Origin of the sequence: Azospirillum oryzae (genome assembly GCF_008364795.1) — a bacterium.
GTDB lineage: Bacteria > Pseudomonadota > Alphaproteobacteria > Azospirillales > Azospirillaceae > Azospirillum > Azospirillum oryzae.
In genome coordinates this window covers 83,985-106,301 of sequence record NZ_VTTM01000011.1, presented here as the reverse complement: position 1 = coordinate 106,301, position 22,317 = coordinate 83,985, and the positions used below count along the sequence as shown (strand labels likewise).

Annotated in this window: 13 protein-coding genes; 12 read left to right on the top strand and 1 reads right to left on the bottom strand. The window is 69.1% G+C overall.

What is annotated here, in order from left to right; translation table 11 throughout:
• The first annotated feature begins 167 nt into the window (after positions 1–167).
• From FZ938_RS24260 to FZ938_RS24210, 11 genes are all read left to right on the top strand, one after another.
• The gene (locus tag FZ938_RS24260) at positions 168–1,181 is read left to right on the top strand and encodes a LacI family DNA-binding transcriptional regulator (RefSeq protein WP_149200978.1); all 1,014 of its coding nucleotides are present in this window, start codon (positions 168–170) and stop codon (positions 1,179–1,181) included.
• 622 nt (positions 1,182–1,803) lie between these two features.
• Positions 1,804–3,171, top strand: coding sequence for an oligosaccharide flippase family protein (locus FZ938_RS24255; protein ID WP_149200977.1), 1,368 nt, complete (start codon positions 1,804–1,806; stop codon positions 3,169–3,171).
• A gap of 29 nt (positions 3,172–3,200) precedes the next feature.
• Positions 3,201–5,051 (top strand): glycosyltransferase, encoded by a 1,851-nt coding sequence (locus FZ938_RS24250; protein ID WP_149200976.1) that lies wholly within the window; start codon positions 3,201–3,203, stop codon positions 5,049–5,051.
• Positions 5,048–7,192, top strand: a complete 2,145-nt coding sequence (locus FZ938_RS24245; protein ID WP_174757017.1) for a hypothetical protein — start codon at positions 5,048–5,050, stop codon at positions 7,190–7,192. The genes FZ938_RS24250 and FZ938_RS24245 overlap by 4 nt, the downstream gene beginning before the upstream one ends.
• A 59-nt stretch (positions 7,193–7,251) precedes the next feature.
• Positions 7,252–9,576 (top strand): GumC family protein, encoded by a 2,325-nt coding sequence (locus tag FZ938_RS24240; protein WP_149200975.1) that lies wholly within the window; start codon positions 7,252–7,254, stop codon positions 9,574–9,576.
• Between the two features lie 68 nt (positions 9,577–9,644).
• Entirely contained in the window at positions 9,645–10,802 is a 1,158-nt protein-coding gene (locus FZ938_RS24235; protein ID WP_149200974.1) for a glycosyltransferase, read from the top strand.
• Positions 10,799–11,791 (top strand): glycosyltransferase family 2 protein, encoded by a 993-nt coding sequence (locus tag FZ938_RS24230; RefSeq protein ID WP_149200973.1) that lies wholly within the window; start codon positions 10,799–10,801, stop codon positions 11,789–11,791. Before FZ938_RS24235 ends, FZ938_RS24230 begins: the two co-directional genes overlap by 4 nt.
• Entirely contained in the window at positions 11,788–13,308 is a 1,521-nt protein-coding gene (locus FZ938_RS24225) for an O-antigen ligase family protein (RefSeq protein WP_149200972.1), read from the top strand. Before FZ938_RS24230 ends, FZ938_RS24225 begins: the two co-directional genes overlap by 4 nt.
• Positions 13,293–14,480, top strand: coding sequence for a glycosyltransferase family 4 protein (locus FZ938_RS24220; RefSeq protein ID WP_246799098.1), 1,188 nt, complete (start codon positions 13,293–13,295; stop codon positions 14,478–14,480). Before FZ938_RS24225 ends, FZ938_RS24220 begins: the two co-directional genes overlap by 16 nt.
• Positions 14,481–14,490: 10 nt before the next feature.
• Positions 14,491–15,768, top strand: a complete 1,278-nt coding sequence (locus FZ938_RS24215; RefSeq protein ID WP_149200971.1) for a glycosyltransferase family 4 protein — start codon at positions 14,491–14,493, stop codon at positions 15,766–15,768.
• Entirely contained in the window at positions 15,765–17,441 is a 1,677-nt protein-coding gene (locus FZ938_RS24210; RefSeq protein WP_149200970.1) for a DUF2190 family protein, read from the top strand. Before FZ938_RS24215 ends, FZ938_RS24210 begins: the two co-directional genes overlap by 4 nt.
• Positions 17,442–17,450: 9 nt before the next feature.
• Here the strand turns inward: FZ938_RS24210 and FZ938_RS24205 are convergent, their stop codons facing one another.
• Complete coding sequence (locus FZ938_RS24205; RefSeq protein WP_149200969.1) at positions 17,451–18,638, bottom strand: glycosyltransferase family 4 protein; 1,188 nt, start codon at positions 18,636–18,638, stop codon at positions 17,451–17,453.
• Between the two features lie 342 nt (positions 18,639–18,980).
• On the opposite strand from FZ938_RS24205, the gene FZ938_RS24200 reads away from it, so the two are divergent.
• On the top strand, positions 18,981–21,734 hold the full coding sequence (locus FZ938_RS24200; protein WP_246457204.1) for a carbohydrate-binding domain-containing protein: 2,754 nt from the start codon (positions 18,981–18,983) through the stop codon (positions 21,732–21,734).
• Positions 21,735–22,317: the final 583 nt, after the last annotated feature.

The following is a 22,317-nucleotide window of genomic DNA, read 5'->3' as shown; positions in this document are numbered from 1 at the left end:
CGGCGAAGCGTCTTGTCAAGCGGGCTGAAATGGGGAATGCTCCGGGCATCGCACTGGAAACGTTTTCAGAAGCGGCCCCCGCCCCAACCCGCTCTGGTCAGGCCGGGCCGCGCACGGCTAAGATCGCCTCCCCGTTCGGGGTGCCCTCTACCACCACTGGTTTGCAGATGAACGCCTCCGGTAAGACCGCCAGCATCAAGGACGTGGCCCTGGCCGCCGGCGTATCGGTCGCCACCGTGTCGCGCGTGCTGAGCAACGGCCCGGTCAGCGAGGCGTTGCGCAAGCGGGTGGAGGATGCGGTGCGCGCCACCGGCTACCGCCCCAACCTGTCGGCACGGCGGCTGCGCTCGCAGCATTCGCAGACGATCGGACTGGTTGTCTCGGACATCCGCAACCCCTTCTTCACCGCCGTCAGCCGCGCGGTGGAGGATGCGGCCTATCGTGCCGGCATGCGCGTGATCCTGTGCAACAGCGACGAGAATCCTGAACGGGAGGAGTTGTACCTGCGCCTGATGCAGGAGGAGCGGATCACCGGCCTGATCTTCGCCCCGACCCGCGCGACGCTCGACCGGCTCGACACGCTCGACCTCGACTTTCCCGTCGTGCTGATCGACCGCAACGCGCCGACCGCCCGCCACGACGCGGTGGTCCTGGACAATCCGCGCGCCGCGGCCATGCTGGTGGAGCACCTGCACGCCCAAGGCTATCGCCGCATCGCCGGCCTGTTCGGCAACACCAGCACCACCGGCCAGGAGCGGTACGAGGGCTATCGCTCCGCCATGGCGGCCCGCGGCCTGGCTCCAGCCGCCCGCTTCCTCGCCCCTTATGCCGACGCGGCGGAGGCGGCGGTGGTGGACTGGATGGCGGAACGCGACCGGCCGGAAGCCTTCATCGTCAGCAACAGCCTGTTCCTGATGGGGGTGGTGAAGGCCGCCCGCCGGCTGAAACTGTCGATCCCCGATGGGCTGGCGGTCGCCGGATTCGACAATGAACCCTGGACGGAACTGGTCGGCCCCGGCCTTACCGTCATCGAGCAGCCGGTGCAGGACATCGGCCAATCGGCAATGACCCTGCTGTTCGAACGGCTGGAAGCGCCGGACCGTCCCCGCCGCCGCCTCGTCCTGGGTGGCACCTGCATCGTGCGCGGTTCCACCGCCGCCCGGATGGCCGACGCCGACTGAACCGGCGGGATTGAACCGGCGGGACTGAACCGGCGCGTCCCGCGGCGATTGGGCAAGCGGCCCCGGCCGCAACCTTCCGTGGACCGGCCCGACCGGGCGGGTATTGGTGCCCGCATCAAACGGGCTGTGCCACCGCCGCCGCACCCGGCAGCGAAACGCAACCGCGCTTCCCCCTCTCCTCTCGTGTGCCGCCGATCCGGCAATGGACTACTCCCGATGCCGGAACATGGGCGTTGCCGATAACCGACGCCCGAAAGATACGCTAAGACTCCCAGTTCCCGGCAACGGATGATCAAAGAAAAATACTCCCCCGGTGTGCGGGAAGAACAGTTCCGAAAGCGGCGTTGACCGTCGCCCAACACCCCACTACCGTTCCGTTTGCAATGCACAACAAAAATGCTCGCCTGAGCTAATAACGGCGACCACAAATCGCTGTTCCACTCCGCGACATTTTTTAGGCTAACCAAGTAATTGTTGGGAATATCAACTAATTCTTGGTGGCGTTCATGATCCATGATGGTCGCCCCTAGTGGGGGCCAACCTGCCGACAAAACAAGAAACACGAATCCGGGGGAGGACGCGGTGCGCACACTTCAGGGACTTCGACGGGGGTGAAGGCGCGATGCTGAAAGGTCTGACCGGACGCAAGGCGGCGGCGAAGGGGGGCAGCTTCGCCCGGCATGGCGTGACGACTGTACTCGTCACCGCCGCCACGATGGGGCTTGGACTGCTGACAGGAATCCTCGTCGCCCGCACCATCGGTCCGGAGGGTCGGGGGGCGCTGACCGCGGTCCTTACCACCATACAGATGCTGGGCTGGCTGTTCGGCATGGGCTGCGGCAAGGCGGTCACCTACGCGCTGTCGCGGGACCATTCGGCCGGCGGCCGGCTGCTGAGCACCTGGACGCTGATCCTGCTGCCGCTGGCGGCGCTGGCGATCGGCACCGGCTACCTGCTGCTGCCGCTACTGCTGGCCGCGCAGCCAGTTGAGACGCTGGTACTGGCGCGGCTCTACCTGCCCATGATCGCCATGGCCCTTCTGGCGGAGCTGATGCTCGGGCTGATCCTGGGCGACCAGGATTTCCGCAGCTTCAACGCGCTGAACTTCATCCAGCCGGCCGGCGTCGCCACACTCTACGGCGTCCTTTGGGCCACCGGCCACTTCACGGTGGAGGCCGCCGTCATCGTGCAGGCGGCGATGAGCACGCTGGTGCTGGTCGTGGCCACGGCCCTGCTGGTCCGCCGCCACGGGATCGGCCGCCCCGATCCGGCGCTCGGCCGGCGGACGCTCTGGTACGCGCTGCGCACCCACGGCGACGTGGTGGGCGGCGTCATCACCCAGCGGCTGGACCTGCTGATCATTCCCGCCTTCCTGCCGGCGGCCCAGGTCGGGCTCTACGCCCTGGCGACCAGCCTGTCCTGGCTGATCGTCAGCCTGTCCAGCGCGCTTGCCACGGTCGTGATGCCCGCCGCCACCCGGCGGGGCCAGTCGGGGCGGACGCTGGTGCTGAACAGCCTGCAGGTGACCTTCGCCATCGGCGGGCTGCTTGGCGGCGGGCTGTTCGTCTTCGCGGATATCGCCATCGGACTGGTCTACGGCCCGTCCTTCGCCGACAGCGCGCTTCCACTGCGGCTTCTGCTGCCGGGCGCCGTTCTCTACGCCGCCGCGTCGATCCTGCTGAACGGGCTCTATGCGGAGAACAGGCCCTTCACCGCCACCACGGCCAACCTGTTGGGGATGCTGGTCACGCTGGGCGGCCTGCTGCTGTTCCTGCGCAGCGGCGGGATCCTGGCCGCGGCCATCGTCTCCACGGTGGCCTACACGCTGGTGTTCGCCACCGCGGCGACCCTCTACCGGCGGGCGACCGGACTGCCCTGGCGCGTCTTCCTTCCCGACCCGGCAATGCTCGCGGCCTTGCCGCGGCGCCTGATCGCACTCGCCAAACCGTCTCCGGCGACCGCCGCTCCGGCCGGACCCGCAGGCAAATGACAGAACCTACAGGATTTGGGGGACCCACAATGCGACTGTCGCTCTTGACGCCCGAATACCCACCCGGCGAAAAGCTCGGCGGTATCGCCACCCACACCCACACGATGGCCCGTGCGCTGGCGCGGCTGGGCCATGTCGTCCAGGTGGTGACCCCGTGGAAGGCCGGCGGCCTGCCGGCCGGCACCACCATCGAGGACGGCGTGACGGTGAACCGCGTCGATCCGGGACCGCATCTGCATGCGGTCGTGGACCGGTTCCGGACCAACCGCCGGCTGGCCGACGCGGTCCGCGCCTTCCGTCCCGACGTGGTTCATGCTGCTGAGTTCGACGCCGACGCGTGGTGGCTGACCCGTTTCAGCACCATTCCCGTGGTGACGCGGCTGGCGACGCCGACCGGGCTGGTGATGGACACCAACACGCAGCCCTGGGTGCCACACACCCACCTGCTGAACGCGCTCGAACGCGACCAGACCAAACGCAGCGCGGCGATCTACGCCTCCACCCGCGCGATCGCCCGGCGGGTGGCCGATTACTGGCGCATCCCGCCGGAGATGATCCAGGTCATCCCCAACAGCATCGATCTCGCCGCGGTGGCGGCGAACCGGACAGCCGAGCCGCCGATGGCGCTGCCGAAGCGCTTCATCGCCTTCTTCGGCCGGCTGGAGGGGCGCAAGGGCATCGCCACTCTGGGCCGCGCCATTCCCGGCGTGCTGGCCGCCAACCCCGACCTGCACCTGATGATGATCGGCGGCGAGGACTCCGCGAGCGCCGCGATCATCGACCAGTTCCGGCGCGACGTCGCTCCGGTCGCCGACCGCGTCCATTTCACAGGCGCCCTGCCGCGCAACGACGCGCTGGCCGTGGTGGCGCGGGCGGAGATGGCGGTCGTCCCGTCCCTGTGGGAAAGCTTCGGTTTCGTGGTGGTGGAGGCGATGGCGCTGGGTGTGCCGGTGGTCGCCAGCGACTGCGGCGGCTTCCCGGAAATCATCGAGCATGGCCGCACCGGCTGGCTGGTCCCGCCCGGGCAGGCGGAGCCGCTGCGCGACATGCTGATCGCCCGGCTGGCGGACCCCGACGGGCTGAAGGCCGTCGCCGCGGCGGGGCTGGAGCATGCGAAGAGCTTCGACGTCGACACTGTCGCCGCCCAGGTCGCCGCCCTGCTGGAGAATGCCAAGGCGGAGCGGTCGCAGGTCGCGGGATCCGGCATCTACAACAATGGCTATCGCCGCCATTTCCGCCCCGACCACCCGACCACCCCCTTCTACCGCATCTATGACGAGAAGCGGCGCGCGGTGGCGGCGGAGTTGGAGCGGCTGCCGCGGATGCGCATCCTCGATGTCGGCGGCGGATACGGCCGCATCACCGGTCCCTTCGCCGACCGTCACGACGTAACGCTGGTCGACATCTCCCACGAGATGCTGGCCGAGGCGAAGGAGCGTTTCCCGGCCCTGACCGTCCAGCAGGCCGACGCCCGCAAGCTGCCCTTCGCCGACGACAGCTTCGACATCGTCATCGCCATGGACCTGCTCTGCCACCTGCCCGACCTGGAAGCCGGCGTGCGCGAGCTGCAGCGGGTGGTCAAGCCGGGCGGCCGGATCGTCTGCGACACCACCAATGCGAATCCGCTGTGGGTGATCGCCTATCCCCGCTACTACCGCTGGCGGCCCGACCGGCTGCTGGCGACCATGCGCTGCCACGGCGTCCTGCCGGAATGGAAGGCGCTGGTCCGTCACCACTGGGCGCCGGAAATGCGCAAGGCCATCGCCGCCACCGGCCTGACCCTGCAGAAGACCGATCATTTCGGCCCGCCGGGGGTGGCGAAATGGCACCTGTGGTGGTGCCGGCGCGGCGGCAAGGGCACGGAGGGGCACGTATCGTGACCAAACCGCCCCTGCTCCTTTTCCTTGCCCATGGCGGCGACCCGCACCGCGTCGCCATAGCGCCGGTGCTGGCCGCCGCGGCGGAACGCGCCGGCTGGGCCTTCGACCTCTATTACGACGGACGGCGCAGCGGCCGACACTTCGGCGGCTGGGAGGACGGCAACCGGACCGAGGCGACCGGCACCGGCAGCCTGATGGCCGGCGGCCGGCACCTGGACCATGCGCTGTGGCTGACCACCCGGTTCCGCGTCGTGGCGCTGGGCGACCCTGCCTCCCCCCTGTGGCCGGTGGTGGAGGCAGGAGGCGAATGCGCCCTGCGCAGCACCGACCCGGCCGCGCTCTATGAGGCCGCCTTTCGCCTGCTGGAGCAGCCGATCCCGGACGAGGTCGCGGTGCTGGACATGGCGCCGCAAACCCCGCTCGGCATCGTCGCCGCCCCGTTCCTCTATCCGCTACTGATGGCGAAGCCCTGCCTCGGCATCGATGTCGGCGCGGATGCCGGGCTGCGGCAGCGGCTGGAGGCGCTGGGCGCCCGTCATTTCACCGGTCATTGCGTCGACCCGGTGCGCGCCCGCCACTTCCCCGGCGGCCTCGATGCGGTCGAAGGCAGGGTGGCAGGGGAAAGCTATGCCAGCTTCAGCGCCGCGCTGGCCCATCGCCATGCCGGCTGGGGCCGTGGAACGCTGCTGGGCGATCCCGATCTGATCGCGGCGCAGTTGCCGCTGGCGGCGGCCAAGCGGCTGCTGCCGCTCTATGGCCGGCCGCAGACCGACGTGATCGAGCGCGCCGCCGACCTGATCCGCAACGGGGCCGACCCGGTCTATGGCCGCCAGTTCGACGACCACGACTTCTTCGCCCTGGGCCGCCTGGGCCGCGGGCTGCAGATCGTCGATCCCGATCCGCCCTTCGCCAGCACGGCCGACGTGCCGCTGCGCATTGCGGAGCCGCCGCGCCCCTTCACCGATTACGAACCCGACGACGCCACCCTGCGCCGCTGGGCGGCGGAGGGGCGGGTGCTGACCACGCTGGTGCTGTGGTCCGGCATGATCCGCGAACTCCACTGTATTCCGCGCATCCTCGATCTGGTGGCGGCGACCGGCCTGCGTTGCGGGCTGGTGGTCACCGTCGACAGCCTGACCCAGTCCAGCCCCGCCGACCTGGCACTGCTGTCGGTGCCGGAGGAACGCGGCGGCGTGCTGGGCCGGGTGGAGCTTCTGCTGGGAAGCACCGGCCGCGGCGTCTGCGCCGAGGGCGAAATGCCGAGCGACGAACTGGCCCGCCTGCTGACCGACGCCCGCGCGGAGATGGCGACCATGCTGCCGCCGGGGCTGATGCCGCGCGGCTGGTGGCCGCTGGTCGACTCGCCGCTCGTGCCGGGCCGCACCCCGCGCCTGCATTGGGAGGAGGGCCGGCCCGTCCTGCGCATCTCGCCCCGTCCGCGCCCATCGGAAACCCCGGCCGCCAGCGTGGAGGCCGCATCGGAGGGCATGCCCCGCAAGGCGCCGACGCGGGCCGGGGCTCCGGCCATGGACGCCCGGCGCATGATCGGCAATGCGTTGCGCCGCTACCGGCTCGACCGCTTCTACGAGGCGTGGCGGCCCTATGACAGCGCCCGCCCCGGTCCGTTGCGGCGGGATGTCGCCGCCGCCGTCCGCTCCGCCGGCTTCGATTACATGTGGACCAAGGCCGCCTTCGGTTCGGCCGAACCGGCGCTGGTCGACGGGGAGTTCGTGGCCCTGCCCTTCACAGCCGGCGATTGGGACGGCTGGTCGCCCTTCTACACCATTCGCAACACCGCACAGGTGCGGGCGGCCGAACGCCGACTGACCCGCGGCGGGCGGCCGGGATGGCTGGCGTCCAACATCGATTCCATCCTGTGGATGCTGCCGGGCGAGGTGCTGGAGAAGGGGCGCGCCCTGTTCCAGGTCGCCCGGCTCGTCGCCGACGGCGGCGGGACCGGAACGCTGGTCAACGTCACGCCCAACACCGTCGCCCGCTACGCCCGCATCCTGGCCGAGACGAAGGCGGGACGGGCCACCCCGACAACCCCGGAGCTGCCGGCGGAGATCCGCGGCGACCCGGGGCCGGACGCCCCGTCCGCCCCCCGCCAGCCCACCCGAGACCCGGCAGAGGTCGCCTGAACCATCGCGGCCGCATCGCACCTCCGCGCACCGTTTGTCGAGATGAAGGAGTTCAGCCCATGGACGCACCGGAACACCGATTGCCGCCAGGCACGGCCGGTATCCCCTCCGGCTTTGTCGCACCGCCGGTCGGAACGGGCGCCGATAAGGTCAACGTAGGCCGGCTGGTACAGACGCTGTGGCGCCAGAAATGGCTGATCCTTGGGCTGACCGCGGTGCTGTGGCTACCCGCGGTGCTGCTGATCAACGCGATGACGCCGCTCTACAGCGCGTCGGCCGTCGTGGTGATCGATCCGCATACGAACCGCGTCATCAACATCCCTTCGGTGTCGGAACCGATGGGAATGTATCTCGACACCGTCAACACCGAGGTCGAGATCCTGCGGTCCCGCGATCTCGCCCGCCGGGTGGTGGAGATGCTGAATCTCGGGAACGAGCCGGAATACGCCGCAACTCCCGACAAGCCCGGCCTTCTGACTCCCCTGTTCGAGGAAGGCCGCGCCCTGCTGACGGAGGTGGCGTCCGGTCTTCCCGAACCGCTGTCCGCGCTGCTGACGCCGGCCGCGCGCCCGCCCGCTCCGACCGGCAGTGCGGAGGAGAAGGAAACCGCCCGCCTGATCTATGCCTTCCAGAAGAACCTGCGCGTCAGCCCCGGCGTGCAGTCGCGCGCGATCCGCATCGCGGTCGAGGCCAAGGACCCGCAGCTGGCGGCCCGCGCCGCCAATGCCGTCGCCGACGCCTACATCGCCATCCAGGTGGAGGCGAAGCGCAAGGCCACCCAGAACGCCAGCGAGTGGCTGCAGAGCCGGCTCGACGAACTGCGCCAGGACATGACCAGCACCGGCCGCGCCGCCGTCGAGGCGATGCGTGCCGAAACCGGCATGGCCAAGGGCCGCGATGCTCCCCTGGTCAACGAAGAGATGTCGGCCCTGAACGCCCAGCTGGCGGAGGCGCGCACCGCGCTGACCAACGCCCAGGGGCGGCTGCGCCAGCTGCAGTCCGTGCAGCCCGGCAATCCCGAATCGCTGACCGGCGCCGACATAGGCGGCGACCCGCTGATCACCGGCCTGCGCCAGCGTCAGACGGCACTGAGCGCCCAGCTGGCAGAGCTGCGCGCGCAATATGGCGACCGTCACCCGGCGCTGGCGCGGCCGGCCGCGGAGCTGCGCGAACTCAATGCCGCCCTCGCCACCGAGGTGGATCGCGTGATCCGCAGCCTGCGGGGCGAGGTGGAGCAGCAGATCGCCAAGATCCAGAGCCTGTCCCGCCGGCTGGAGGCCCTGCGAACGGAGTCCTTCGACAGCATGCAGGCGGACGTGCGGCTGCGCGAGCTTCAGCGGCAGGCCGACGCTTCCGACGACAACTATCGCCGCGCCGTCACCCGCCTGAAGGAGACCCAGGTGCTCCAGGCGCTGGAGATGACGCCCGACGTGCGCATCGTGTCCTCCGCCGACGTTCCGGTGGGGCCGGTCGGGCCGGGCAAGAGCGTGCTGGCGGCGTTGGCCGCGGTGGTCTGCGGCGCCATCGCCACCGGCATCGCGCTGGTCCGGACCGCCAGCCAGCGCGGTATCTACAGCTCCCATCAGGTGGAGGCGGTCCTGGGCCTGCCGGCGGTCGGCATCGTGCCGCTGCTGGGCCGGATCAAGCGGTCCGCCCGCTCCGATGCCAACCGAGACCCCTATTCCAACACCGGCGGCGGCGAATTCGCCGAGGCGGTCTGGCGGCTCTGCGCACGGCTGCATCTGGTCCGCACCGGCGCCGAGCCGGCCACCGTCAAGGGCGGCGAGGTGGTTATGCTGACCTCGTCGGTCGCTGGCGAAGGCAAGACCACGCTGGCGGTGGCGCTGTCCGCCTTCCTGGCCGACACCGGCCGCCGGGTCGTCATCGTCGACTGCGACACCCGCCGCCCCGCCGTGCACCGGCTTCTCGGCGGCACCCGGCCGCCAAAGGGGCTGACCGACCTGCTGGAAGGCGATGCGACGCTGGATCAGGTCGTGCAGGTCGACGACCGCCGCCGGGTGGCGGTGATCACCGCCGGCCGCCCGGTCGAGCGCCCGCAGATCCTGTTCGGCTCCAAGGCCATGCTGTCGCTGCTGGTCGAGCTGTCCGAACGCTACGACGTCGTCGTCCTCGACACGCCGCCGGTGCTGTCGGTGTCCGACGCGCTGATTCTGGCGCCCCTGGCCGACCGTGTCCTCTATGTCGTGCGCTGGGCGCGGACCGCCACCAGCCTTGCCAGCGCCGGCATCAAGCAGGTGCGGCAGGTCGGCGGGCGGATCGGCGGCGCGGTGCTGTCGATGGTCAACGCCCGCGACCACGCGAACTTGGAATACGGCGCCCGTCCACCCAGCGGCCGTTCCTACCGCCTGCGCCGCATCGCCTGAGCGGAAGTATCCAGAACCCAAATACCCTCGGCCCAAGTGAAGGCCTGCCCCTTGCCGGAGGACCCACAATGAAAGTCGCGATCGTCCATTACTGGCTCGTCGGGATGCGCGGGGGGGAGAAGGTTATCGAAGCCCTGTGCGAGCTGTATCCGGAGGCCGACGTCTTCACCCACGTCTACCGGCCGGAGCGGATCTCCCCGATCATCCGCAGCCATCAGGTCACCACGACCTTCATCGACCGGCTGCCGATGGCCCACCGGATGTATCAGAAGTATCTGCCGCTGATGCCGCTGGCGTTGGAACAGCTCGACCTCAGCGCCTACGACCTCGTCATCAGCAGCGAATCCGGGCCGGCGAAGGGGGTGCTGACCAGGCCGGACGCGCTGCACGTCTGCTACTGCCACACGCCGATGCGCTATGTGTGGAGCGGCTATCACGATTACCTGCACTCGGCCGGGCCGATCGTCCGGCCGCTGATGCCCTATGCCATCCACCGGCTGCGGCAATGGGATCTGGCGACGGCGGCGCGGGTCGACCGTTTCATCGCCAATTCCGAGACGGTGGCGAAGCGCATCTGGCGGGTCTACCGCCGCGACTCCACCGTCATCAACCCGCCGGTGGAAACCCGGCGCTTCGCCACCGCGGAGCCGCCCGGCGATCACTACCTGTTCGTCAGCCAGCTGGTGTCCTACAAGCGCGCCGACGTGGCGATCGAAGCCTTCAACCGCATGGGCCGCAAGCTGGTCGTGGTCGGCGAGGGCGAGGAGTACCGCCGGCTGAAGCAGATGGCCGGGCCGACGGTGGAGCTGCTGGGCCATTGTTCCGCAGAGGAGTTGGACCGGCAGTATGCCGCCTGCCGCGCCCTGGTCTTCACCGCCAACGAGGATTTCGGCATCGTGCCCGTCGAGGCGATGGCCGCCGGCCGGCCGGTGATCGCCCTGAACCGCGGCGGCGCGACCGAGACGGTGAGGGACGGCCTGTCCGGCCTGTTCTTCGACCAGCAGACGCCGGAAGCGCTGATCGAGGCGGTGCAACGGTTCGAGGCGCAGGAACGCCGCTTCAACCCCACCGTCATCCAGGCTTACGCCGCCCGCTTCGACCGTGCCGTGTTCAAGGCACGGCTGCGCGAGACCATCGACAGCTGGATGAACGGCGAGGAACCGGCCCTGGCCCCGGCGCGGGCCGCCGCGAACGACGCCCGCGGGCGGGAGCTGGCTCCGGCATGAGCGTGACCATGAACCCGTCCTCCGCGGCCCCCGCCCCCCCCCATGCCGTCGAACGTCTGGGTGTCACCGTGATCGTACCGACCTATCGCCGGCCGGACCAGCTGGCCGGCTGCCTGGACGGTCTGGTCCGGCAGACGCTGGCGCCGGTCCAGGTGGTCGTCACCGTGCGCGACACCGATCCGGAGTCCGCTGAGGTTGCCCGGCGCTATGCCTCCACCCTGCCGGTCGAGGTCGCCGGCATCGACGTGCCGGGGCAGGTGGCGGCGATCAACCGCGGCATGGATCATGCCCGCGGCGACATCGTCGCCATCACCGACGACGACGCGGTCCCCCATCCCGACTGGGTCGAGCGGATCGAGGCCTGGTACCGCGCCGATCCGCGGATCGGCGGCGTCGGCGGCCGTGACCATGTCTATCACGACGGCGTGCCGGAAACCGGGGAGGCCCAGGTCGTCGGCCGGCTGCAATGGTTCGGGCGGGTCATCGGCAACCATCATCTGGGTGTCGGTCCGGCCCAGGACGTGGACGTGCTGAAAGGCGCCAACTGGAGCTTCCGGCGCGCGGCGATCGACGGCCAGCGGCTGAACACCCGGCTGCGCGGCAGCGGCGCCCAGGTTCGCAACGAGGTGGATTTCTGCCTGCGGCTGTCGCGCCAGGGATGGCGGCTGGTCTACGACCCGCTGGTGGCGGTCGACCACTTCCCGGCGGTGCGCTTCGACATCGACCAGCGTGGCGCGAACCACTTCCACCCGCTGGCGCAGGAGAACGCGACCTTCAACGACACGCTGGCCCTGATGACCCATTTCGGCCCGGCCAACCGCGCCGCCTTCGCCGCCTGGGCCATGCTGGTGGGGACCTGCGAGTTTCCCGGACTGGCGCAGTGGGCGCGGCTGACGCTGCGCGGCGACCGCAATGCCGGAGCGAAGCTGCGCGCGACCTTGCGCGGCCGGCTGGAGGGGATGCGCGACTGGCGGGAGACGGCGGCATGACCTTCGCCACAGCCGGCTTGGAGCATGGCCATCACGGCACGGCCCATCACGGCACCGGCCATCACGGCACCGGCGGCCTGCCCTCCCTGAACAGAATGGCGGCACCGGTCTTCTGGTTCCTGGTGGCGGTCCCGGTCCTGATGGGCAAGGCCGGTGTGCTGGAAATCGTCTTTCCGATTGGGGCGCTGGCCGTCGGCGCGCTGCTGGTGACGCGCGACCCGGCCCGGTTCGCCGCCTTCACGTGGTGGCTGTGGTTCCTGACGCCGGAGGTGCGCCGGCTGGTCGATTACCAGTCGGGCTGGAGCGTCATCAGCCCGATCATGGTGACGCCCTTCGTCGTCGGCGCCATGACCGGGCTGGTGATCGCACAGTATCTGCCGATGCTGCGCTACCGCGCCTATTTCGGCTTCGTGCCGGTGATGCTGGGCATCTCCTATGCCTACTTCAATGGAATCTCCCAGGCGGGCGTGGCGGCTGCGACCTTCGCACTGCTGAACTGGGTGGTGCCGGTCATGCTGGGGCTCTATGTCGCCCTGCACTGGCCGCTCTATCCGCAGATGCGCGACGCGGTGCTGCGCGCCTTCGTCCTGGGGCTGACGCTGGTCGGCGGCTACGGCCTGATCCAGTATTTCATCATGCCGGCCTGGGATGCGCGATGGCTCCTCAATGTCGGGATGACCAACCAGGGCTTGCCGTTGCCGATGCAGGTCCGGGTGTTCAGCACGATGAACTCCTCCGGCCCGCTGGCCTTCCTGCTGGTCACGGGGCTGGCCGTGCTGCCGGCCGCACGCGGCATCCTGGTTCCGGTCGCCGGCGCGCTGGCGCTGGGATCGCTGCTGCTCAGTCTGGTGCGCGCGGCATGGCTGGCCGGGCTGTTCACCTTCACCTGGCTGATGCTGACCATGCCCGGCCGCCACCGCATCCGCCTGATCGCGGTCGGCGTCGGTCTGGTCCTGTGCTCCCTGCCGCTGCTGAGCGTGCCGAGGGTCAATCAGGCGATCGTTTCCCGGTTCGACACGCTGAATTCGATGGAGAACGACCGCAGCTATCAGGATCGGCAGGAGTTCTATGTCACCTTCCTGTTCTATGCGCTGACCGAGGTGCGCGGCGCCGGGCTCGGCACCATCGACACCGCGACCAAGCTGACCAACGAGGACGGGCAGCTGGGCGTCATGGCCTATTTCGACAGCGGCATCCTGCGCGTGCCCTACGAACTGGGCTGGCCCGGCGCATTCGGTTATGTCGCCGGCCTGATCATGCTGACCGCCGGGATGCTGCGCCGCGGCGGCGCTCCGCCGGACCCGTTCGCCCGCTGCGCCGAAACTGCGGCTCTGACGATGCTCGGCTGCATGGTGTTCGAACACACGCTGGTGAAGGTCACGGGCGTCGGCTTCTGGTTCTTCCTGGGCATGGCGATTGCGGCCAAGAATTACGGGCTCGCCGGCCTGCAGGGCGCCGTCCCGACTTCTGTCCCCGCCCATCAATTCCACGAGGACAAGCAATGGACGGAAGCCTGATCCTGCCCGGCGCATTGCCGGGGGAGATGCGGGAGACCAGCGTGCTTCAGCTTGGGCTGGGCTGGTTTCCGGAGACCCATGGCGGGGCGGAGAACATGTTCTACCACCTTGCCCGTTACCTGCCGCAGCAGGGCATCGCCTTTTCCGGGCTGGTGCTGGGCACCGTTTCCCGGACGCTGGACAATGGCGCCCGCATCGACAGCTTCGCACCGCCGACCGCCTCGCTGCCGCGCCGGGTGGCCGCGGCGCGGACCGCCATCGCCGAGACGCTGCGCCGGCAGGCGCCCGACCTCGTCGCCTCCCATTTCGCGCTGAATATGGTGGGCGCGCTGCCCGCCTTGCGCAACCGGCCGCTGGTTGTCCATTTCCATGGCCCCTGGGCGCTGGAAAGCGCCGCCGAGGGCGCCGGTCCGCTGGCGGTGCGGCTGAAGTTCATGGTGGAGCGGCTGGTCTATCGCCGCGCCGCCCGCTTCGTCGTGCTGTCGCAGTCCTTCGCCACCATCCTGACCGAGCGCTATGGCATCCAGCCGGAGCGCATCCATCGGGTACCCGGCGGGGTCGATGCCGACCGCTACGACCTTTCCGACAGCCGCCATCAGGCGCGCGCCCGCCTCGGCTGGCCGCAGGGGCGTCCCATCCTGCTGACGGTGCGCCGGCTGGTGAAGCGCATGGGGCTGACCGCATTGGTCGACGCGATGGTGGAACTGCGCCGCCGGGTGCCCGACGTTCTGCTGGTGGTCGCCGGACGCGGGCCGGAGGCGGCGGCCCTTCAGGACCGCATCGGCGCGCTGGGGCTGGAGGACCATGTACGGCTGCTGGGCTTCGTTCCCGACGCGCATCTGCCGCTCGCCTACCGCGCCGCCGACCTGTGCGTGATGCCGTCGCAGGCGCTGGAGGGCTTCGGCCTGACCGCCCTGGAATCGCTGGCGGCCGGCACGCCGGTGATGGTCACGCCCGTAGGCGGCTTGCCCGAGGTGGTGGAGGGGCTGGACGGCGACCTCGTGCTCGCCGGGACCGACGCGCGGTCCATCGGCATCGGCCTTGCGGAGGCGCTGACCGGCGTCCGCCGGCTGCCGGACGCCGACGCCTGCCGGGCATTGGTGCGCAGCCGGTTCGACTGGCCGGTCATCGCCGCCCGCACCGCCGCCGTCTATCGCGGCGCCCTGCAATGAGCACCCTGCGATGAGCACGATCGTCATCCTCTGCGACCATGCCCATCCCAGCGGCGGGCTGGCGAAGGTCGCAATCGCCGGCGCCGTCGGGTTGGCCCGGCGCGGCCACCGGGTCCATTTCTTCACCGCCGTCCCGCCCATCGCCCCTGCCCTGCTGACCGACGGCATCACCGTCCATTGCCTGGAGCAGCCCGACCTGAAGGGCAACGCCGACCGCGTGCAGGCGGCGCTGCGCGGAATCTGGAACCGGGAGGCGGCGCGCGCGCTGGAAAGCCTGCTTGGCAGCTGCCCGGCCAACGACACGGTGGTCCATATCCATGGCTGGGCAAAGGCGCTGTCGCCCAGCGTCTTCCCGGTCTGCCGGAAATCCGGCCTGCCGGTGCTGCTGACCTTGCACGACTATTTCCCGCTCTGCCCCAACGGCGCCTTCTTCGTCTTCCCCGAGGGCGTCAACTGCCCGCACCGGGCGCTGTCCACCGGCTGCCTCGCCACCGACTGCGACGCCCGCGCCCGGCACCACAAATGGTGGCGCGCCGCCCGCCATGCCGCGGGGGCGTTGGCCGGAGGCTTCACCGGCGGCATGGCGCTGGTGACGCTCAGCGACCGGCAGCGCGCGGTGGTCGCCCGCCATCTGCCGCCCGGCACCGTCACCCTGCCCGTCCCCAACCCGGTGGAAGTCCCGGACGAACTCAAAGCTCGCGGCCCCGCCCCGGTCGCCGGCAACCGCCCTGTGCTGTTCGTCGGACGCCTGTCGCGCGAAAAGGGCGCCGCTTTGCTGGCCGAGGCGGCGGTACAGGCCAACTGTCCGGTGCGCTTCGTCGGCGATGGCGACGAGGCGGCGGCGGTGCGCCGGCTGAACCCGGATGCGGAACTTGTCGGCTGGCTGCCGCCCGATGCCGTGCTGGAGGAGGTGCGGCGGGCACGGGCCCTGGTGGTTCCGTCTCTGTGGTACGAGACGTTCGGGCTCGCCGCCTACGAGGCGCTGGCGAACGGCGTTCCCATCATCGTCAGCGACAATTGCGCGGCGGCGGAGGCTGTGCAGCCGGGAGAGAACGGCTTTCTGTTCCGCAGCGGCGACGCCGCCGACCTCGCCCGCTGCCTCCGACTGCTGTCACACGACGCGGAGGTGGAGCGGATGGGCCGCAACGCCCATGACGGGTACTGGCGCGCGCCCTTCACGCTGGACCGTCATCTCGACCGGCTGGAGCAGGTCTATCGCGCGGCGCTCAGCGATGGCATCGGTTCGCTGGGCCGGCTTGGCCGTCGATCGCGGGACTTCGGGCCATGAGCGGCGGCCCCGGCTGCCGCATCGGCAGGCGTGCGTTGCTGGCGGCCGCCCTCGCCCTGCCCGCCGCCCGGACGCCCGCCGCAGCCCAAGCCGCTCAGGACAAGCCATTGCGCCCGGCACCGGACCCGCCGCAGAGAAGCGGCCCAGCCCTGTCGATCCGCGAACGCGGCGCCGTCGGCGACGGGCGCAGCCATCCTTTGTCGGAGCGCTACAAGAGCCTGGAGGCGGCACGGCGCGTCCATCCGCACATCCGCTCCCTTGACCAGGAATGCGATTGGGCGGCGCTGCAGGGCGCCGTGCTGGAACTGGCGCGCAGCGGACAGGGCGGGACGGTGCTGGTGCCGCCCGGCCATTACCGGCTGGATGGCGAGATCGTCCTGCCCAACCTCGACCGCTACGACGACGCCTTCAACGAGGTGGAGATCGTCGGCGCCGGCATGCGCGCCTCGCTGCTGTCCTGGCCGGAGGATCTGGGGCCGGGACGCTTCGCAATCCGGGCCGGCAGCCGGCAGGGCGTGCGCGACGACAACAAGGGCTATCAGCGCAGCCGCATCGCGCACATCAGCCTGCGCGGGCCGAAGCCCGACAATCGGCCGGGCGATCCGCCGCCGGGCATGGACGGGCTGGCGCTGACCTCCCGCTTCCTGCTGGAGCGGGTCGGGGTGTTCGGCTTCCGCGCCGGGGTGGACGTCTGGCGCGATCATTCCTCGCTGATTTCCTGCCAGCTGACCAAGAACCACATCGGCGCCTATTGGTCGGCAGGGACCGACAGCTTCGGCGATCATCTGTTCCTCGACACCGACCTCGCCGGCAACACGCTGGCCTCCATCGCCGTGGCGCCGGAGAACGGCATCGACCATTCCAGCTTCATCTCCTGCCATTTCGGCTTCTCGCCCTACGCAATCCTGGCGGAGGACGGACCGGCGAAGCGGACCTTCCTGTCCAACAACAAGTTCCTGGACTGCGCCTTCGAGGCCTGCGGCAACGGCTGGATCCAGGGGCCGATGGCGGAGATGTACGGCAATGTCCTGATCGGTTGCAGCGGCTCGCTGCTGCCGGCCTATCGCCTGGCCAAGCGGCCGGTCACCGGCCTGATCGTGGTGCGCGCGCTGGAGCGCAACGAGTTCACCGGCGGCAGCGCCAGCTTCGGCGACGGCACCAACGACCGCGCCGCAGACATCGAGACCGCCGCCATCGTCGCCGCCTCCGCCGTCGGCAACCGCTTCGACGACGCGGAGCGGCTGATCCGCCTGGGCCGCGACGGCTTCGCCCCGGCTCTCGCCATCTCCGGCACCTGCCGCGCCAACCGGTTCGAGGCGCTGGATTGCTCCGGCGAGTTCCGCAAGGTCGGCGCCGGCGGGGTCGATGCCGGCAATCTGGTGCAGCGCGACTACGACCGGGTGCGCCGGCTGGAGCCCGACCGCCCGGCCGACGGCGTCGCCCTGACCACGACCGCCGCCGGCGGCATCGTTCCCGTCGCCACCGGTGGAACCGTGCCGGTCGGCAAGACCCGCGCCGCCATCCGCATGGGCACCGTCCTGCGCCCCGGCAGCGGCACCCCCCAGCGTGTCGATCCCACCCCTGGACCGGCGGCGCCGGTCGGAATCGCGGTGGCGGACGCGGCGCCGGGAACCGACAGCGTGGTCATGGAACTGAGGCTGGAGTTGCGGTAAGGGGTCAGGTCAGGATGCCGACCCGGCCAACAGCCGCCGCCCGTCGACCGCCTGATCCGCCGGCCCCAATTCCTCCAGCAGATCGGCATACCGCCCGGCCGTCACCGACCAGTCCTGGCTTTCGGCGATGCGGCGGCCTGCCTCGCCCATCCGGCGGCGCAGGGACGGGTCCGCAGCAAGGTCGTGCATCGCCCGCACCAGATCCCCATGCGCACCCGGGTCATCCAGCAGGATGGCGGCACCGTCCTCCAGCAGTCGGCCGGCGCCGGCCAGCCGCGTGGTGACGACCGGCAAACCGCTGGCCGCCGCCTCCAGCAGGACGAGCCCGAAGGGTTCATAGCGGGTCGGGAAAACGAACAGGTCGGCCGCCCGCATCAGCGCCGCAACGTCGCGCCGGTGGCCGAGGAAGCGGACCCGATCCTCCACCCCCAGCCCCCGCGCCATTGCCGGGAACGGGCCGCCGCGCTCGTCGCCGACCACAGCCAGCGCCAGATCGGGCACGTCGGCAAGCGCGCGCAGCACCCCGTCCAGATTCTTGCGGTCGCTGCGGGCGTCGCCGACGAACAGCGCCACCGGACGGCCGGGCGGCAGGCCGAACAGCGTCGGATCGGGGGTGCCCGGACGAAACTCCCGGACATCGACGCCATTGTCGATCACCCGCAGCCGGGCAGGCTCGACGCCGTCCCGGCACAGTTCGTCCGCAACAGTCCGTGAGACAGCCACCAGCCGGCCGGCGCGGCGGAAGCTCCAGCGCTCGAACCCGACATTCAGCAGGGTGTAGAGCGCGCGATAGAGCGACAACGGCGAAACGCCCTTGCGGATCGGATGGGTGGCGGAGCGCATCCAGGCGGAATGGACGAAATGCACGGCGTTCACGTCCGACCGTGCCCAGCTGACGAAGCCGTTCACCACCACCCGGTCTATCCCCGCCTGCCGTTCCCGCGCCAGGGCCCGGCTCGCGCGCCAGGCGAACAGCTGGTCCTTCGCCAACTGTGTCGGCACACCGCCGCTGCTGAGCGGCACCCAGCGCAAACGGGGATGGCGCGCCAACTCATCCGCCAATTCCGACGCGATGGCGACGACCTCATGCCCGCGGCGGAGCAGTTCGTCGACCACGACTGCGTTCACGCGCCCCTGTCCGTCATGCCGGACGATCTTTTGCGTGACGACGGCGATGCGCAGGGAAGCGGTGCGCATAAGGCGATCTCCTGCCCGGCTTGATCGGCGGTATCTGCGGCGGTTCGTGCCGAAGTGGACCACGGCGCCGGCACCCACGCCAAACAAACGAAAGATACGGACGCCACACAACAGGCTTAAGACTGCCGTTGTCGGACTCAGTCCTTCAGACGCTAAAACATTCGCGGAATCAAAATCGATTTTTTTGGAAGAGTCAAAGATGAGTCAGAGTCATGTCCCAAGATTGACTCTCCTTTCTATAGCGAATTCTGTGCGACTACTCCCAACGAGCAGGGTAATCCAACCGATACGGTTAACCCAGTCTAGCAAGATCTTAATATCCGATTAATGGGAGTCGTGCCGATGTCGCTCACCGGGTCCAATCTCATCGATGTCACCTTTGCGATCGACGCATGGGGACAAGCAGCCGGCGGCGTCTGGCCGCATCTGGCGCTCAAGCTCGACGGCGCGACCATCGGTCAGGCGACGGTGAACAGCAGCAGCCTGGGGCGCTACACCATCTCCACCAAGGTCGCGGCCGACAGCGCGCACAAGCTGCAGATCGTCTACGACAACGACGGTCTGTCGGGCGGCGTCGACCGCAACCTGTTCGTCCAGGCCGTCTCGGTGAACGGCACGTCGATCGCCGCCACCGATCCGTCGGTCACCTATGACAGGGGTGCGGTCGACGGAAAGGATGTGGTGAACGGGCAGGAAGCCCTTTACTGGGGCGGTGCGCTGAACGTGCCGCTGCCGGCGTCGCTGTTCCCGGCGGACGATGCCATTACCGCGGCTCCGGCGGCGACCCAGTCCTACAGCGTCGTCGTCAACGCCTGGGGCAAGAGCGCAGGCGGGGTGCCGCCGCACTTCAAGCTTCTCGTCGACGGCAAGGCGGTTGGCGACGCCAAGGTGGCCGCCACCAGCCAGACCGCCTACAAATTCACGGTCGATCTCGACCCGACCCAGGCGCACAAGGTCCAGGTCCAGTACGACAACGACGCCGTCGTCAACGGCCAGGACCGCAGCCTTTATGTCGGCTCGGTCGTGGTGAACGGGCACAGCGTCGCCTCGACCGCCGCCGGGGTCACCTATGACCGTGGCGCGCTGGACGGCAAGGACGTCATCTCCGGCCAGCAGGGCCTTTGGTGGAACGGCACGCTGAACGTTCCCGTCACCAAGGACATGCTCGCCGGCACCACGACGACCACGCCCCCCACGACCACCCCCACCACGCCGGCTCCGACGGCACCCACCGCCACGCTGCCGAAGAACGACCACAGCGCCAGCGCCGGGGTCAGCAGCGACCGGCCGCCGCTGATGTCCGATGTGTCGACCATCTCGTGGGGCGCCGACCGCGGGTTGGCGCCGCAGCACCTGTTCTGGGAATCGGTGCCCGATTATTCCAACGCCGCCCATCTCAAGGAAACCCGCGACGTCGCCGCCGGTCATCTGTCCGACGGGGTCATGCCGCTGATCGGCCTGCAGCTGTGGGAGGACACCTTCACTGAGTCGCAGAACGGCGGTGAGTTCGCCAGCCTGGGCGGACACAAGGCCTGGGTGTCCTGGGTCAAGGCGCATCAGCAGTATCTGGGCCGCGACGCCGACGGCTACGTCCTGAACGCCGACAGCAGCAATCCCTATGGCTGGGGCTATATCAGCCCGCTGATGCCGCTGGACGCCAAGGACGCGCCGGCCGGCTGGACCGGCGGCACCGCCCATTACGCCGACTGGATGGCCGACAAGCTGGGCCGCCTGTCGGCCCTGACCGGCACCCGCGGCTATGAGCTGGCCGACTTCTTCGACGGCAGCCCGCATTCCGGCGTGATGGACTTCTTCAACAGCCGCATGATCGCGGAGTTCAGCGCCAAAACCGGCATCAAGGTGGCGGGAAGCACGCTGGCGCAGCAGGCGGCGGACATCGTCGACAACCACCCGACCCAGTGGCTGGATTACTTCGTCGACGGTTGGGCCTATGGCTGGAAGGCGCTGGACGACGCCATCGTCAAGAACACCGGCCACGCCGCATGGCTGACCACCCAGGTGTCGTTCACCCCGGCGGCGATGCGCGAATTCGCCGGCGTCGATGCCCGCGTGATCGCGGACAAAATGAACGAGAAGGACATCCTGTTCAACGTGCAGACCCTCGAACGCTTCGAGATGCAGCACAAGCAGGCACCGGCCTCCTACGAGCAGGCGATGCTGGGCATCCATGCCGCCCGCGCGCCGGACGCCCATTTCGGCCACATGATGTCCTCGTCGGAGGATGATTACTGGGGTGCGGTAAACAGCCTCTACACCGGCGTGAGCGGTACGGTGCGCGAGGAACTGGGCTGGGGCCGTCTGGAACAGACCTGGCTGCAGAGCGGCTGGACAATGATCGCCGACGACCAGGGCGGCGTCCGCCGCGCGGCGGAGCAGTGGTCGCGCAGCTATCACGATTGGGGCGAGGTGAAGCAGCCCTGGCTGGACATGCTGCGCGACATCGTGCCGACCCGTCCCTTCGGCCCGGCGCTCTATTACAGCGCCAATGCCGAGAAGGCGATGAACGCGCTGGAGCCGGCCGGCAACTCCATCGGCAATGCCTATCTGGGCGAACTGCTGGAGCCGATCACCAAGCTGCATGATGCCGGCGCGACCTTCGGCTATTACGTCAGCGACGCGGCCCTGCCGTCGATGACCAAGGCCAGCACCCCCAGCGCCTGGATCATTCCGCAGGCGACCTATGACGGGCACAACCTGTTCAGCGACGCGGAGATCGCCGCCCTGAAGGCCAAGGCGCCGGTCCTGATCGGCGACGAGGCGCTGAACTACCATTACCCGTTGACCTTCACCGACAAGGATCCGGATGCCCAGATCACCGGCTACGGCTTCTACGACCAGAAGGATCGGCTGATCGTCGTCGCCTCCGACCGGGTCGATTTCAACGACACCGCGGCGCGCAAGGCGGTGGCCACCCATGTGGAGCTTCAGCTCGCCAACGGCCACTACACGGTCCAGGACCTGATCCACAACACCACGCAGGGCTTCGACGTGGTGAACGGTGTCGGCGGCTTCGACACCACCATCGCCCGTTGGGACACCGGCGTCTTCGCCATCACCCACGACGTGGCGGCGTAAGGCGGAAGCCTGCAGGCAGGTCGTCGGAACGAAAGCGGAGTCCCGTCCCGGCGGGGCTCCGCTTTCGTTTCGATGTTCAGTGAAAATTGTCCTGGCAAACTCTGTTTAAGAGTCTATATTATCGCCAATGAACTGGCCCAGTGCAGCTTGATCCCAAGTTCAGCCATCTAACATAAGTTGTCTTTCAAAGAGCTTTTTCTTCTTTGAACGGCAATATCGTTTGGCTTCCTTTGCTTGGGACCTTCCCCACTTGGCGATACCCGCCGGAGACCGGCATGGCTTTAGCGGGTAATCACTTCCATATTCGCGTGCAAGGATGACTTATTACTGCCGGCCTTCTGACGAAGGACGCTGCCCGGACAGTATGAGTTCACACCCCACTGAGCCTGGAATCATTCCAGAAGTGCAGCAGACAATACCGTGAGTGCCGGATCATAGTTTGATCTAAATTCGATCGGGCGAGCACGAGAAGACCGATACAACGTGCACCGTCCATCGGATATGCGGCATTGCACGGCCAGGCGCGGAGGTACCGGAGACAAAGGTGGCAACGGCCCGAACGGGGGGCCGAGGGTTTCACGCC

Bases quoted from the DNA above. Each gene is read 5' to 3' on its own strand.
- FZ938_RS24260 (WP_149200978.1), top strand. From the start codon at position 168: ATGAACGCCTCCGGTAAGACCGCCAGCATCAAGGACGTGGCCCTGGCC.
- FZ938_RS24255 (WP_149200977.1), top strand. From the start codon at position 1,804: ATGCTGAAAGGTCTGACCGGACGCAAGGCGGCGGCGAAGGGGGGCAGC.
- FZ938_RS24250 (WP_149200976.1), top strand. From the start codon at position 3,201: ATGCGACTGTCGCTCTTGACGCCCGAATACCCACCCGGCGAAAAGCTC.
- FZ938_RS24240 (WP_149200975.1), top strand. From the start codon at position 7,252: ATGGACGCACCGGAACACCGATTGCCGCCAGGCACGGCCGGTATCCCC.
- FZ938_RS24235 (WP_149200974.1), top strand. From the start codon at position 9,645: ATGAAAGTCGCGATCGTCCATTACTGGCTCGTCGGGATGCGCGGGGGG.
- FZ938_RS24230 (WP_149200973.1), top strand. From the start codon at position 10,799: ATGAGCGTGACCATGAACCCGTCCTCCGCGGCCCCCGCCCCCCCCCAT.
- FZ938_RS24225 (WP_149200972.1), top strand. From the start codon at position 11,788: ATGACCTTCGCCACAGCCGGCTTGGAGCATGGCCATCACGGCACGGCC.
- FZ938_RS24220 (WP_246799098.1), top strand. From the start codon at position 13,293: ATGGACGGAAGCCTGATCCTGCCCGGCGCATTGCCGGGGGAGATGCGG.
- FZ938_RS24215 (WP_149200971.1), top strand. From the start codon at position 14,491: ATGAGCACGATCGTCATCCTCTGCGACCATGCCCATCCCAGCGGCGGG.
- FZ938_RS24210 (WP_149200970.1), top strand. From the start codon at position 15,765: ATGAGCGGCGGCCCCGGCTGCCGCATCGGCAGGCGTGCGTTGCTGGCG.
- FZ938_RS24205 (WP_149200969.1), bottom strand. From the start codon at position 18,638: ATGCGCACCGCTTCCCTGCGCATCGCCGTCGTCACGCAAAAGATCGTC.
- FZ938_RS24200 (WP_246457204.1), top strand. From the start codon at position 18,981: ATGTCGCTCACCGGGTCCAATCTCATCGATGTCACCTTTGCGATCGAC.